Source organism: Streptomyces coffeae (assembly GCF_016741875.1).
In the GTDB taxonomy this organism is placed as follows: domain Bacteria; phylum Actinomycetota; class Actinomycetes; order Streptomycetales; family Streptomycetaceae; genus Streptomyces; species Streptomyces coffeae.
Window position 1 is genome coordinate 1 of the sequence record NZ_JAERRF010000042.1, and the last position, 13,206, is coordinate 13,206.

Here is a 13,206-nt window from a genome sequence, read left to right on the forward strand (position 1 = left end):
GGCCGTCCTCACGGGAGAGCCGCTCCCCCGCGAGAACCTTCTCCTCCAACTCCCGCTTGAGGCCAGAGTCCATTGCCGTCATCCCCTCGTCATTCATATGTCTGTCCGGCACGGTGGTGAAGTCGCGTGAACCACGCGTCGGCAAGGGCGCTGCCCCTCCTGAGACCCTTTTCCCGGGCGCGATTCCGGGGTGGGTGGCATCAGGAGACGGGCGCCAGCCAGTGATAGTCGGTGGTGGCGCCGATGCGCCGGGCGAACTCGGTCATCCCGCCCAGATGCCGCGGGCCGAGGCCGAAGTCCAGCGTGCTGAAGTACGTCTCCAGGAGCGCCGGGTCGAAGGGCGCCCACCGCGCGGCACGGACCGCGATCTCGTCGAGGTGCTCCAGCGAGAGGTCCCGCGCGGCGAGGAGCAACCGGTGCACCTCGTGCACCGTTTCGGGCTCCCTCGCCAGGAAGTCGCGGCGGACCGCCCAGACGGCGAAGACGAACGGCAGCCCGGTCCAGTCGTGCCACAGCCGGCCCAGGTCGTGGACGTCCAGCCCCTGCGCGGGCAGCCGGCGCGTATGGGCCTGGAGCCCGACGTCCCCGATGACCACGGCGGCGTCGGCGTCCTCGAGCATGCGCCCGAGGTCGGGGCGGCAGCTGTGGTAGTCGGGGTGGGTGTGGTGGCGCTCGGCGAGGATGAGCTTCGCCAGGCGTACGGAGGTGCGCGAGGTGGAGCCCAACGCGACGCGCGCCCCGCCGAGGTCGGCCAGCGGCTTCCGGGAGACGATCTCGCAGGACATGACGTCTCCGTCGCAGCCCACCGCGATGCCCGGGAGCACGGCGAGGTCGTCGGCGTGCCGGAGGAACTCCACGAGCGAGACCGGGCCGATGTCGAGATCGCCGGCGACCAGCAGATCGCTCAGCCGCTCCGGGGTGTCCTTGGTGAGCTCCAGGTCGAGGAGCGCACCGGTGCGCATGAGCCCCCAGTAGAGGGGCAGGCAGTTGAGGAATCCGATGTGGCCGACGCGCGGACGGTGCCTCATGGAGGCGGACACGCTCACTGGTCGGACCTCGGGACGACCGGCCTCGGGACGACCGGTGTCCCCTCTATCAGCGAGAACGGCTGGGGGCGGGGCAGCGGAGTGACGGCGGAGAGCCGGAACCCCGACGCGTGCAGCAGCGCGTCCCAGTCGGCGCGGGTGCGCTCCCGGCCGCCCACCTTCACCAGCATGTTGAGGTCGCTCAGATACATCAGCTCGTCCGCCCCCGCCGTGGCGGTGTCGGGCAGCACCCGCTCGACGAGCAGCAGACGGCCGCTCTCGGGCAGGGCCTCGCGGCAGTGCCGGAGGATGGTGACGCACTGCTCGTCGTTCCAGTCGTGCAGGACGCTCTTGAGGACGTGCACATCGCCGCCCTCCGTGACGGCAGTGAAGAAGTCCCCCGGTTCGCGGGTGCAGCGGTCGCCGACGCCGAGGTCCGCCAGGTTTCGCTCGGCGCCCTCCAGCCCCTCGGGGGAGTCGAAGACAACACCCTTCAGGGAGGGGTGGGCGCGCAGGATGGCGGCCAGCAGGGTGCCGTGGCCGCCCCCTATGTCGACCACCGTGCTGAAGCGCCCGAAGTCGTAGTGCTCCGCGACCAGGTCGGCCACCATGCGGGTGCCCTGGCTCATCGCCGCGTTGAACTCTTCGGAGAGCTGCGGGGCGCCGCCGAGGTAGGTGAAGTAGTCCTGCCCGTACGCCGTGGAGAAGTGCGGACCCCCGGTGCGGACGCTCTCTTCCAGCCCCGTCCAAGCGCCGACGGTGGTGGGGTCGGTGAGCAGACGGACCAGTGCGTGCAGGGAATCCGGGCGGTCCGTGCGCAGCAGTGATCCGGCCTCCGTGAGCGAGAATCGCTCACCCTCGTCCTCCGAGAGAAGCCCCAGCCCCGCCATCGCGCGCAGCAGCCGGTGCATGGCCTGTGGATCGGCCCCGCATGCGCGCGCCAGATCGGCCGACGTACGCGTGGTGTCCCGCAGCAGGTCGGCCACGGAGAGCCGGGCCGCGACGCGCACCACCTGCGCCGCCATGTGCCCGTGGGCTAATCGCGCAACCGTCGCCGTAACGCCCTGACTGTCCTCTGTGCGCATGCCGGATAAGCTCACCCGTACATCCCCCATTCACGGCCTGCCGGTAAAGACCCACAGGGTTACTGAGCGCCAGATTAACACCAGCGTATTCGGGCGGGCCAAGCGGTTTTGGTGTGCGCCATCTCGCATTTCCGAATTGATTGAAGGCAGAACATATTTCGATTGTCCGCCGTCATGGACGTCGCCGCACGGCCGCGCTTTGAAGGCCGCCGCCCACCAGGTGCCGGGCCGTATGGATCAACGGAGGGCATGGGAAAGTGCCCAGGAGTCGGTCCAAACTCGACAACAGCGCCAAGGTGATCCAATACACCCGCAACGGCGCGATCGACGAGAAGTGGTGGTACGACAGCGACAGTAAGACCCTGTGGAACGTCTACTCCGGTAAATGCCACGCCATTGGCTCCGCCGCCACGAACCCACTGGGCTCAAGCCCGGTGTCGCAACAACAGGGAAACGGCCCCCGGCTGCGCACACGCGCGGCCCGGGGCCGTTGCGCGGAGGGCGGGTGAGTCGCGGATCACTCGGCCCCTACCGGCCGTTGCCGGGCCATTCCCCCGTGACTCTGCTTGGCTGAACAGTGGCCGGCACAACGACCGCACCGCATACGGGGATACGTTCCATGACAACAGGAACCACGGGGGAATCCGCCGACGTTGCCGCGCAAACGCGCTGGGCCATCCCGCTGATCGTGCTCATCCCCGTCGCGGCCATCGGGCTCGCCACCTCGCTGTCCACACCGTGGCGCATGGTGGCGTGGCCGCTGTGGGGCGTGGCCGCGGCGCTGACGGTCGCGGGATGGGTCCAGGTGCGGCGGGAGGGGGGCGGGGGAGCGGCGGGGTGGGTCAGCTGTCTGCTGCTGCACGGTGTTCTGGTGTGGCAGGCGGTCCGCCTTCTCGTCGGCTGATTCACGGCTGTGCCGCCATCTGACGGGAACCCCGCTACGGCCTGCCGCCGCCGCGCGGCGACGCTCCCGTGCTCCATCAGGGGCACGGGCATGCTCCCCATGGGTGATTAAGCAAACAATATACAAGAATATGCATCTTCAGTGGAATGTCGCCTTTCGGCAGGGTCTTTTTCCTTTGCATCCATGGCCAGAAAGGCAGGAATGATGAAGAAGTTCGCTCGGCCGGTCAAGGGGCTCGCGGCCGTCTCGGGAGCTCTCCTCGTCGGGGCGCTCGTGGCCGTGCCCGCGGTCGCGGACGATCCGTCGTCCGCTCCAACGGCTGCCCCGTCGGCTGCTCCGTCGTCCGCTCCAACGGCCGCCCCATCCGACGATCCGTCGGCCGCGCCATCCGACGATCCGTCGGCCGCCCCGTCCGCTGCTCCATCGGACGATCCGTCGTCCGCCGCTCCATCGGCCTCTCCCATCACGCCCCCGGGTGGAAGCTGTTTCTCGCGGGAGCGCGACGTCAGCTCCACCGTCGTGGACTATGGGGGCGCCCCCCTGTTCGAGACGCAATTCCATGCGGCGACGGACCGCTTGGGGCACGCCTTCCTCAACGACAGCCGGGGCCCGGGCGTCTGGATCGACCTCGGCCTTGTTGCCGGTGCTCCGACCTGCACGCAGGACACGGCCCTGTCGGTGACCGAGAGCGACCCTGGCCACCTCTTCATCACCCTGCTGGCGGGTGACGGAGTCATTCACCAGGCCCGGTGCACCATCTCCACCGCAGGAGCCCTCACCCCGACGAACATTGCGACGGCGTGTGCCCCCGGGTTCACCCCGCTGCCGGGTACTCCGGTCTGACGGCAGGGACCTTCGAGCGGGGCTGTGGGCCGTACCGGCAGGTGATGCCCCGATCGTCACGGCAGGTTTCCTGCCGGACCCTGGGCCGGACCCGCTACGGCGCGTCCGGCCGTACTCGCGCGGAGACGCCTCGGTGAACTGCACCACGTGCTCGTCGCCGCGGGCCGCGGCCTGTGTGCTCAACTCGGCCGGCGGCGGCGGGTCCGGGAGCCCGCCCCCACGGCCGCCGACGGACCCTAGCGAGCGCGCCCCGGGTCCCGCCCCCGGTCCCGGTCGAAGTCCAGCTCCAGCATCCGGATCGCGTTGCCCCGCAGGATCTTGTACGTCGTCTCCGCCGACAGCCCCGCCACATGCTCGGCCGCGATCCGCCGGGTGTGCGGCCAGGTCGAGTCCACATGCGGATAGTCGGTCTCGAACGTCGCGTTGTCCTCCCCGACCGTCTCCAGCGAGGCGACCCCGTGCTTGTCGCGGAAGAAGCAGCAGTAGATCTGCCGGTAGTAGTACGTGGACGGCGGTTCGGGGATCAGATCGCGCACCCCGCCCCAGGCCCGGTGCTCCTCCCAGACATCGTCCGCGCGCTCCAGGGCGTAGGGGATCCAGCCCATCTGGCCCTCGGCGTAGGCGAGTTTGAGCCGCGGGAACTTCACCAGCACCCCGCTGAAGAGGAAGTCCATCATCGACGCCATGGCGTTGTTGAAGCTCAGCGACGCCTGGACGGCGGGCGGGGCGTCCGGGGAGGCGGCGGGCATCTGCGAGGACGAGCCGATGTGCATGCACACCACCGTGCCGGTGGCCGCGCATTCGGCGAAGAAGGGATCCCAGTAGCCGCTGTGGATGCTGGGCAGACCCAGATGGGTGGGGATCTCGCTGAAGGTCACCGCCCGTACCCCGCGCGCCGCGTTCCGGCGGATCTCCTGGACCGCCAGCTCCACGTCCCACAGCGGGATCAGGCAGAGCGGGATCAGCCGTCCGCCGCTGTCACCGCACCACTCCTCGACCATCCAGTCGTTGTACGCGCGCACGCAGGCGAGGCCGACCTCCTTGTCGTCCGCCTCGGCGAAGGTCTGGCCGCAGAAGCGGGGGAAGGTCGGGAAGCACAGGGACGCCTCGACGTGGTTCATGTCCATGTCGGCGAGCCGGGCCTTGGGGTCCCAGCAGCCACGGCGCATCTGGTCGCGGGTGATGCCCTCCAGCGTCATCTCGTCCCGGGAGAAGCCGACGGCCGCGATGATGCGCTTGTACGGGAAGAGGCCCCCCTCGTACTCCCACCAGTCGGTGAGCGGACCGTCCGGATCGGTGGTGATCCGGTACTTGCCGCCGATGTACGCCAGCTCCCCGATCCCGGCCGTGAGCGGTTTGGGTCCGCGGTCCCGGTACTTGGCCGGAAGCCAGCGCTCGAAGAGGTGCGCGGGCTCGATCACATGGTCGTCCACGCTGATGACCCTGGGCAGCCCGGCCCTGCCGTCCGTCCCGTCCGCCCCGGCCGCCGCGCTCACCGATCCGCTCACCGCTGTGCCCGTCATCCCGCCAACTCCCCTTCTCGCCCGGCGGTCGCGCAGACCGCCGGAGGAAACCGAATCTGACGACCCGTCAGGTATGGGCAGAGTAGGCGGCACCGCTCCAAGCAACAAGGGATGCGCTCCGCGGCGACCGGAGAGGCTCTCCGCATGTCCCGTTTTCGGCCGCGCGCGCAGGGCAAACGCAGTGCACACGGCAATGGCCGGGAGGTAACGGTGAACGCATCGTCGATCGCACGCGGACTCGGCTCGGCGCCGCGCGCACGCACCCGCACCCCGGGCGAGGCGGCCGACCGGGCCATCGAGGCGGCGGCCCGCTGCGGGCTCACCGCGCGCGGTGTCCTCTACCTGCTGGTCGGACTGCTGGCGCTGCGGATCGCCTTCGGCGACGGCGGCGAACAGGCCGACCGGGGCGGGGCCCTGGAGGTGCTGGCCGGGCAGCCCTTCGGCTCGGTCCTGGTCTGGGCGGTCGGCGTGGGGGTCGCCGGGATGGCGCTGTGGCGGCTGTCCGAGGCGGCCTTCGGTGCGGCGGGACCGGACGGACGCACGGCGAAGAAGCGGCTGGCCTCCACGGCTCGCGCGGTCTTCTACGGCGTCGTCGCCTCCTCCGTGCTCTCCTTCGCGGCCGGGGAGCAGGGCAGCGGCTCCAGCGACAAGCAGTCCCAGGACGTCACGGCACACGCCCTCGACCTGCCGTACGGCAGCTGGCTGGTCGGCATCGCCGGAGCCGCGGTGACCGTGGCGGGGATCTGGATCGCCCTACGCGCCGTCCGGCGCGGCTTCCGCAAGCACCTCGCGATGGCCGGTACGCCGCGGAAGGTCAAGCGGACCGTGTACGCGCTGGGCGTATGCGGCGGGGCGGCGCGCGGGGTCGTGTTCGCGGTGGCGGGCGGCTTCGCGGTCACCGCCGCCAGGCGCTACGACCCGGACGAGGCGAAGGGGCTCGACGACACCCTCCGCGCTTTCGCCGGCACATCGGCGGGCCCCTGGCTGCTGGTGGCCGTGGCGGTGGGTCTGGCTCTGTTCGGCGTCTTCTCCTTCGCCATGGCCCGCTGGCGCCGCGTCTGAGCCGATGCCGATGCCCCGCGGGGCGGCAGCCGGTCGCGGGCCCCACGGCGCGCGGCCCGCGCCGTGCGGTGACTGGCCTCACCCCGGGCAGGCCGCACAGGCTGGTCCGTAGGGCGCTGGGAGGTGGGCGTCGCTTCGGGATGGGCGCACCGAGCCGTAGCCCCCGCTGTCAGTGGCGGACGCCGGACCAGCGGGGGGTCGGTCGGAGGATCCAACGGCCGCGGCCCGGCACCCGCTCGACACGGTGCCATGACGGCCCGCCGGCTGAACGCCGGACGAGTACCGCTCGTGTCCCGCTCGACCTCGGCGCGGTGGTCTTCCGGTGGGCTTCGGGGGACGGGAGCATGCCGGGCATGACCTCGCGCACCCGGATCGCCGCCGTCGGGGTGGCGGTCGCGTTCGCCGCCGCCACGCCCGTCGTCGCCCACGCCGCGCTCGACACCGGGCCGGAAACGGCCGTCTCCGCCCCGGCCAGGGGTGCGGCGTACGTCGAGACCCGGCTCTTCTTCGGGACGGAACGGCCCGGCGGCGGGCCGCCCGTCACCGAGAAGCAGTTCCTCGCGTTCGTGGACCGCACCATCACCCCGCGCTTCCCGGCCGGGCTGACGATCCGGGACGGGCGGGGGCAGTGGCGGGACCGGACCGGGGCGATCGAGCGCGAGCGCTCGTACGAGGTGGTCCTGCTCTACCCGGTGTCCGAGGCGCGCGCCCACGACCCGCACATCGAGCGCATCCGGACGGCCTACGAACGGAAATACGCCCAGGAGTCCGTGGCCCGCGCCGACGCCCCGACCCGCGTGGACTTCTGAAACCGGGGCAGACCGCTAGCCCTGCCCGACGGTCGCCCGCACCGACTCCGCCACCGGCGTGGCGCCATTGACCAGTTGCAGGGTGCGGCCCGCCGTGCGCGGCTCGTCGAGAAGGGCGACCAGGACCGCGGCCACGTCATCGCGGGTGATCGGGCCGCGCTCGGTGCGCTCCGCCAGTTCGACCAGGCCCGTGCCCGGGTCGTTCGTCAGCATGCCGGGCCGCAGCACCGTCCAGTCGAGGCCGCCGCGCCCCCGTACGTTCGCGTCCGCGGCGCCCTTCGCGCGCAGGTAGGTGGCGAAGACCGGGTCCGTGCCCTCCGGGATCTCGCCCTCCGCGCCCATCGCGGAGACGATGAGGAACCGCCGGACCCCCGCCGCCTCGGACGCGTCCGCGAAGAGCACCGCTGCCGCGTGGTCGACCGTCTCCTTGCGGGCCGCGCCGCTGCCGGGCCCGGCGCCGGCGGCGAACACCGCCGCGTCCGCGCCCTCCAGATACTTCGCCACGTCCTCCACGGAGGCCGACTCCAGGTCGCAGACGACCGGTTCGGCGCCCGCCGCCAGCAGGTCACCCGCCTGTTCGGGCCGGCGGACGACGCCCGCCACCTCGTCCCCGCGCGCGGAGAGCAGCCGCTCCAGCCGCAGCGCGATCTGTCCATGTCCACCAGCGATGACAATGCGCATGACCCCGACCGTACGCCGTGCGTCGCCGGGCCGCTCGCCCGGAACCGGGGCGCCGCACGCCGCGGGAAGGGGGCCCCGGGCGGCCCGCGCCCTACGCCTGCTCGCCGTCCTGGTTCTGCGCCCGCGTCTGCCGCGGCAGGTCCAGCGCGACCGCCGCGGCCGAGTCGCAGTACTCCCGCACCGCGCTGGTCCGGGCCACCACCCGCCCCTGATGCACCACCACCCGGCTGTACGCCAGGGAGAGCACACCGGCGAGCCCCTCCCCGCGCACCGCGAGCAGCTCGGCCGGGAACCCGGCCTCCACCCGCACCTCGGCCAGCCCCAGCGCCGCCCGGGCCCGCCCGCACACCGCCTCGTACGCCTCCGCCGGATCCAGCCCCTCCCGGGACGCCAGCAGGAAGGCGGCCTCCAGCGGGTCACCGCGGCCCACCGGGTTGACGGCGTCCCGGAGGGCGCCGCTGCCCGCGGCCACCCGGACGCCCGCCGCCCGCAGCAGTCGCACCGGAGCGCAGCCGGGGGCGGACGGGCCCGCCGGGCCGGACGCGCCGCGCGCGCCCCGGTCCTCCAGCCCGCCGCAGTCGCCCTGCGGCAGACAGACCACGGTGACACCGGCGGCCGCCAGCCGGTCCGCTAGCCGTGCCGCCACCTCCCGCGGCAGCCGGGCGAGTCCCGCGCACGGGCCGATGGTCACCCCCGGCCGCAGCCCGCCGGCCATGGCCGCGAACCGGGCGAGCCGCGCCGGGTCGTCACCGTCGGTGTGCAGATCGACCGCGCAGCCGTGGCGCGCGGCGAGGTCGAGCACGGCCTCCGCGTGACCGGTGGGATCGGGGTCGAGATCGGGGCAGCCGCCGATCACGGCGGCGCCCATCTTCACCGCGTCCCGCAGCATCGCCAGCCCGTCCGCCCCGGCCGCGCCGGTCAGCACTCTCGGCACCGCCACCGCGCCGAGGTCGGTGAGCCCGCGCAGGGTGTGGCCCGCCTGGAGGACGGCCTCCAGGGAGCGCAGTCCGTGCACCCCGCCGACCCGTACATGGGTGCGCAGCGCCGTCGCCCCGTGGCCGAGATGCAGCAGTGCCGCCTCGGTGGTGCGCCGCCGGACGTCCTCGGGGGTGTGCGGGACCGGGCCCGCGATCTCGGCGGTGAGCGCGGTGTCGCAGTGGGCGTGCGGTTCGGCGGGGGCGGGCAGCAGCAGATAGCCGCTGAGGTCCAGCCGGGGACCGGGGACGAGGCTGCCCGCCGTGCCCACCGCCTCGATGCGCCCGCCGCTGAGCCGGACGTCCACCGTGCGGCCGTCGGCGAGCCGGGCGCCGCCGAGCACCAGCGCACCGCCGGGCCCGGGTGCCGCGTCGTTCCTGGGGGGCTGCTGAGGCTGCTGCGGCTGGCTGTCGGGCATCGCACTCCGCGGGGCGTGTGAGGGGCGCAAAGAGGGCCGGTGACGGGCGCATGAGCAGCCAAGATCACTCGGCCTGACCCGAGCCTAGGACGCGGTGGGGGCGGCTTCGCGGAGGAGCCGAATAGTCGTACCGGTGTGGTGCCCGATGACCCTGTGACCGTGCGCCGATACGGATTTCACCTTCGGCGGCCGAGCGTGTAATGTCTTCATCGCTCGCCCCAATAGCTCAGTCGGCAGAGCGTCTCCATGGTAAGGAGAAGGTCTACGGTTCGATTCCGTATTGGGGCTCTGATGTGTCAGGTTTCCCGCTTCGACTCCGGTCGGGCGGGGTATCCATCACATCGCAGCGGTGTAGCTCAGTCGGTAGAGCAAGCGGCTCATAATCGCTGTGTCACCGGTTCAAGTCCGGTCACCGCTACTGACAGTAGCCGATTGTGGGCTCGGTCCTTCGATCGGCTACTCTTTCTGCGTTAAATCCCATCCGTTCGTCAAGGAGCACTCACGTGGCTGCCACCGACGTCCGCCCGAAGATCACGCTGGCCTGCGTGGAGTGCAAGGAGCGGAACTACATCACCAAGAAGAACCGGCGCAATGACCCGGATCGTCTTGAGATCAAGAAGCACTGCCCGCGGTGCAACGCGCACACCGCGCACCGCGAGACGCGCTGAGCAATAAGCTCTCCTGACGAGGCCGCCTCCCCACGCGGGGGGTGGCCTCGTTTTGTTGGTAATCAATCGCAGGAGGTGCGAGCCGATGGCGCTCGACCAGTCCTTCGTCGGGCGGAGCTATCCGCCCACCGCCCCGTACGAGGTCGGCCGGGAGAAGATCCGGGAATTCGCCGAGGCCATCGGTGACACCAACCCGGTCTACACCGACCCCGAGGCGGCGCGGGCACTCGGCCACCCCGATGTGATCGCCCCGCCCACCTTCGTGTTCGCGATCACCTTCAAGGCCGCGGGGCGCCAGGTGGTCGAGGACCCGGCGCTGGGGCTGGACTACAGCCGGGTCGTCCACGGCGACCAGCAGTTCGCGTACACCCGCCCGGTCCGGGCCGGTGACCGGCTGCGGGTCACCTCGACCATCGACTCGATCAAGTCACTCGCGGGCAACGACGTGCTGTCCGTGCGCGGCGAAGTCCATGACGAGGCGGGCGAGCACGTCGTGACCTCGTTCACGACCCTGGTGGCCCGCGCCGCCGAGGCGGAGGAGAGCAGATGACGGCCAAGGTCCGTTACGAGGACGTGGAGGTCGGCACCGAGGTGCCGCCGCGCGAGTTCCGCGTGGACCGCGCCGGTCTGGTCCGCTACGCGGGGGCGTCGGGCGACTTCAACCCCATCCACTGGAACGAGAAGTTCGCCAAGGACGTCGGTCTGCCGGACGTCATCGCCCACGGCATGTTCACCATGGCCGAGGCGGGGCGGGTGGTGACCGACTGGACCGGTGACCCCGGAGCCCTCGTCGAGTACGGCGTGCGCTTCACCAAGCCGGTCGTGGTCCCCAACGACGACAAGGGCGCGGTCATCGAGATCGCCGCCAAGGTCGCCGTCAAGCTGGACGACGAGGCCCGTACGGTGCGCCTGGACATCACGGCCACCAGTGGCGGGCAGAGGGTGCTGGGCCGGGCCCGCGCGGTGGTCCGGCTCGGCTGAGCCGCCCGGGGCGGCTTGCCGCCGGGCCGCCGAGCCCCCGCCGGCCCCCGGTCTCCGTGCCGGGGGCGGCCGCCTCATGGGGCCCCATGGGCGCCCCCGTACTCTTGTGCGCGTGCAGGAACTCCACGACGCCTCCCTCGCCCCGCTGACCACGTTCCGCCTGGGCGGACCGGCGACCCGGCTGATCACGGCCACCACCGACGACGAGGTGATCGCCGCGGTCCGCGAGGCCGACGCGACCGGTATCCCGCTGCTGCTGATCGGCGGTGGCAGCAATCTGGTCATCTCCGACAAGGGCTTCGACGGCACCGCCCTGCGCATCGCCACCCGCGGCTTCACCCTCGACGGCACCCGTCTGGAGCTGGCCGCGGGCGAGAACTGGTCGGACGCGGTCGCCCGCACCGTCGAGGCGGGGCTGGCCGGGATCGAATGCCTGGCCGGAATCCCCGGTTCCGCCGGTGCCACGCCGATCCAGAACGTCGGGGCGTACGGCCAGGACGTCTCCGCCACCATCACCGAGGTGATCGCCTACGACCGGCGCGCCGACGAGGTGGTGGCCATCCCGAACACCGACTGCGCCTTCTCCTACCGCCACAGCCGCTTCAAGGCCGACCCCGACCGCCACGTGGTGCTGCGGGTCCGCTTCGAACTGGAGGACGCCGGCGGGCTGTCCGCACCGGTCCGCTACGCCGAGACCGCGCGGGTGCTGGGCGTCGAGGTCGGGGACCGGGTGCCCGCCGTCATCGCCCGTGAGACCGTCCTCGGCCTGCGCGCGGGCAAGGGGATGGTGCTCGACCCCGAGGACCACGACACCTGGTCCGCCGGGTCCTTCTTCACCAACCCGGTGCTGGACGAGGCCGCGTACACCGCCTTCCTCGCCCGCGTCGCCGAACGCCTCGGCCCGGACACCGCGCCGCCCGCCTTCCCGGCGGGCGACGGCCACGTCAAGACCTCCGCCGCCTGGCTGATCGACAGGGCGGGCTTCACCAAGGGCTACGGCTCCGGCCCGGCCCGGATCTCCACCAAGCACACCCTGGCCCTCACCAACCGCGGTGCGGCCACCACCGAAGACCTGCTGGCCCTCGCCCGTGAGGTGGTGGCCGGAGTCGAGACCGCGTTCGGCGTCCGCCTGGTCAACGAGCCGGTGACGGTGGGCGTCAGCCTCTGATGCCTGACACCGCCTCAGGGCCGGATCAGGTCGCCAGCCAGGCGTCGATGCCGTCCAGCAGGCGTGCGCGGTCCGGCTCGGGGGCGGCGGAGCCGCGGACGGACTGGCGGGCCAGCTCGGCCAGTTCGGGGTCGGTGAAGCCGTGGTGCTCCCGGGCCAGTTCGTACTGGGCCGCCAGCCGGGAGCCGAAGAGCAGTGGGTCGTCGGCGCCCAGCGCCATCGGCACACCGGCGTCGAAGAGCGTGCGCAGCGGCACGTCCTCCGGCTTCTCGTAGACCCCGAGCGCCACGTTGGACGACGGGCACACCTCGCAGGTCACCCCGCGCTCGGACAGCCGGGCCAGCAGCCGTGGGTCCTCCGCGGCCCGCACCCCGTGGCCCACCCGGCCCGCGCCGAGGTCGTCCAGGCAGTCGCGGACGCTGCCCGGGCCGGACAGCTCACCGCCGTGCGGAGCCGCCAGCAGCCCGCCGTCCCGGGCGATGGCGAAGGCGCGGTCGAAGTCCCGGGCGAAGCCGCGCCGCTCGTCATTGGAGAGGCCGAAGCCGACAACGCCGCGGTCGGCGTAGCGCACCGCGAGCCGGGCCAGGGTGCGGGCCTCCAGCGGATGCTTCGTACGGTTGGCGGCGACCAGCACCCGCATCCCGAGCCCGGTGTCCCGGGAGGCGGTCTCGACCGCGTCCAGGATGACCTCCAGCGCCGGGAGCAGCCCGCCGAGCCGTGGGGCGTACGACGTGGGGTCGACCTGGATCTCCAGCCATCCGGCCCCGTCCCGCACATCCTCCTCGGCCGCCTCGCGCACCAGCCGCTGGATGTCCTCCGGCGTCCGCAGACAGGACCGCGCGATGTCGTACAGCCGCTGGAAGCGGAACCAGCCGCGCTCATCGGTCGCGCGCAGCTTCGGCGGCTCGCCGCCGCTCAGCGCGTCGGGCAGATGGACGCCGTACTTGTCGGCGAGTTCCAGGAGGGTGGAGGGGCGCATGGAGCCGGTGAAGTGGAGATGCAGATGCGCCTTGGGGAGCAGATGTACATCACGTGCCATCTGGTGATCCTGCCGTACGGCGATG

Annotated in this window: 15 protein-coding genes and 2 tRNA genes; 11 read left to right on the forward strand and 6 right to left on the reverse strand. The window is 72.1% G+C overall.

Annotation, left to right across the window (positions count from 1 at the left end):
* Nucleotides 1-200: 200 nt before the first annotated feature.
* Nucleotides 201-1,028: a menaquinone biosynthetic enzyme MqnA/MqnD family protein gene (locus JK363_RS37775; protein WP_201882573.1), complete on the reverse strand. Its 828-nt coding sequence runs from the start codon at nucleotides 1,026-1,028 to the stop codon at nucleotides 201-203.
* A gap of 14 nt (nucleotides 1,029-1,042) precedes the next feature.
* Nucleotides 1,043-2,140 carry a methyltransferase gene (locus JK363_RS37780; RefSeq protein ID WP_372444934.1) on the reverse strand — a complete coding sequence of 366 codons (1,098 nt, stop codon included), beginning with the start codon at nucleotides 2,138-2,140 and terminating at the stop codon, nucleotides 1,043-1,045.
* A gap of 227 nt (nucleotides 2,141-2,367) precedes the next feature.
* Between JK363_RS37780 and JK363_RS37785 the strand changes: the two genes are divergently transcribed.
* The 3 genes from JK363_RS37785 (at nucleotide 2,368) to JK363_RS37795 (ending at nucleotide 3,857) form a co-directional block, all read left to right on the forward strand.
* Complete coding sequence (locus tag JK363_RS37785) at nucleotides 2,368-2,619, forward strand: ricin-type beta-trefoil lectin domain protein (RefSeq protein WP_201882575.1); 252 nt, start codon at nucleotides 2,368-2,370, stop codon at nucleotides 2,617-2,619.
* 110 nt (nucleotides 2,620-2,729) lie between these two features.
* Entirely contained in the window at nucleotides 2,730-3,014 is a 285-nt protein-coding gene (locus JK363_RS37790) for a hypothetical protein (RefSeq protein ID WP_201882576.1), read from the forward strand.
* Between the two features lie 183 nt (nucleotides 3,015-3,197).
* On the forward strand, nucleotides 3,198-3,857 hold the full coding sequence (locus JK363_RS37795; protein ID WP_201882577.1) for a hypothetical protein: 660 nt from the start codon (nucleotides 3,198-3,200) through the stop codon (nucleotides 3,855-3,857).
* Between the two features lie 236 nt (nucleotides 3,858-4,093).
* Here the strand turns inward: JK363_RS37795 and JK363_RS37800 are convergent, their stop codons facing one another.
* A complete protein-coding gene (locus tag JK363_RS37800; protein ID WP_236076465.1) occupies nucleotides 4,094-5,380 on the reverse strand; it encodes an amidohydrolase family protein in 1,287 nt (428 codons plus the stop codon).
* Nucleotides 5,381-5,590: 210 nt separating this feature from the next.
* Here JK363_RS37800 and JK363_RS37805 point away from each other — a divergent pair, with 210 nt between their 5' ends.
* Nucleotides 5,591-6,442: a DUF1206 domain-containing protein gene (locus JK363_RS37805; protein ID WP_307822032.1), complete on the forward strand. Its 852-nt coding sequence runs from the start codon at nucleotides 5,591-5,593 to the stop codon at nucleotides 6,440-6,442.
* Between the two features lie 353 nt (nucleotides 6,443-6,795).
* The gene (locus JK363_RS37810; protein WP_236076466.1) at nucleotides 6,796-7,251 is read left to right on the forward strand and encodes a DUF3574 domain-containing protein; all 456 of its coding nucleotides are present in this window, start codon (nucleotides 6,796-6,798) and stop codon (nucleotides 7,249-7,251) included.
* A 15-nt stretch (nucleotides 7,252-7,266) separates the two neighbouring features.
* On the opposite strand, the gene JK363_RS37815 is transcribed toward JK363_RS37810, so the two are convergent.
* Both JK363_RS37815 and JK363_RS37820 read right to left on the reverse strand, forming a co-directional pair.
* The gene (locus JK363_RS37815; RefSeq protein ID WP_201882583.1) at nucleotides 7,267-7,932 is read right to left on the reverse strand and encodes an SDR family oxidoreductase; all 666 of its coding nucleotides are present in this window, start codon (nucleotides 7,930-7,932) and stop codon (nucleotides 7,267-7,269) included.
* 91 nt (nucleotides 7,933-8,023) lie between these two features.
* Nucleotides 8,024-9,325: an amidohydrolase family protein gene (locus JK363_RS37820; RefSeq protein ID WP_201882585.1), complete on the reverse strand. Its 1,302-nt coding sequence runs from the start codon at nucleotides 9,323-9,325 to the stop codon at nucleotides 8,024-8,026.
* A 215-nt stretch (nucleotides 9,326-9,540) separates the two neighbouring features.
* On the opposite strand from JK363_RS37820, the gene JK363_RS37825 reads away from it, so the two are divergent.
* The 6 genes from JK363_RS37825 to JK363_RS37850 all read left to right on the forward strand — a co-directional run bounded on the left by JK363_RS37825 (nucleotide 9,541) and on the right by JK363_RS37850 (nucleotide 12,142).
* Nucleotides 9,541-9,613: transfer RNA gene (locus tag JK363_RS37825), tRNA-Thr, on the forward strand.
* Between the two features lie 57 nt (nucleotides 9,614-9,670).
* Nucleotides 9,671-9,743 (forward strand) — tRNA-Met (locus JK363_RS37830).
* A gap of 85 nt (nucleotides 9,744-9,828) precedes the next feature.
* Nucleotides 9,829-9,993 (forward strand): 50S ribosomal protein L33, encoded by a 165-nt coding sequence (rpmG, locus tag JK363_RS37835; RefSeq protein ID WP_009715907.1) that lies wholly within the window; start codon nucleotides 9,829-9,831, stop codon nucleotides 9,991-9,993.
* 85 nt (nucleotides 9,994-10,078) lie between these two features.
* A complete protein-coding gene (locus tag JK363_RS37840) occupies nucleotides 10,079-10,543 on the forward strand; it encodes a MaoC family dehydratase N-terminal domain-containing protein (protein ID WP_201882587.1) in 465 nt (154 codons plus the stop codon).
* The gene (locus JK363_RS37845) at nucleotides 10,540-10,974 is read left to right on the forward strand and encodes a MaoC family dehydratase (RefSeq protein ID WP_201882589.1); all 435 of its coding nucleotides are present in this window, start codon (nucleotides 10,540-10,542) and stop codon (nucleotides 10,972-10,974) included. The genes JK363_RS37840 and JK363_RS37845 overlap by 4 nt, the downstream gene beginning before the upstream one ends.
* Before the next feature lie 112 nt (nucleotides 10,975-11,086).
* On the forward strand, nucleotides 11,087-12,142 hold the full coding sequence (locus JK363_RS37850) for a UDP-N-acetylmuramate dehydrogenase (RefSeq protein WP_201882591.1): 1,056 nt from the start codon (nucleotides 11,087-11,089) through the stop codon (nucleotides 12,140-12,142).
* 25 nt (nucleotides 12,143-12,167) lie between these two features.
* Here the strand turns inward: JK363_RS37850 and JK363_RS37855 are convergent, their stop codons facing one another.
* Nucleotides 12,168-13,181: an adenosine deaminase gene (locus JK363_RS37855; protein WP_201882593.1), complete on the reverse strand. Its 1,014-nt coding sequence runs from the start codon at nucleotides 13,179-13,181 to the stop codon at nucleotides 12,168-12,170.
* Nucleotides 13,182-13,206: the final 25 nt, after the last annotated feature.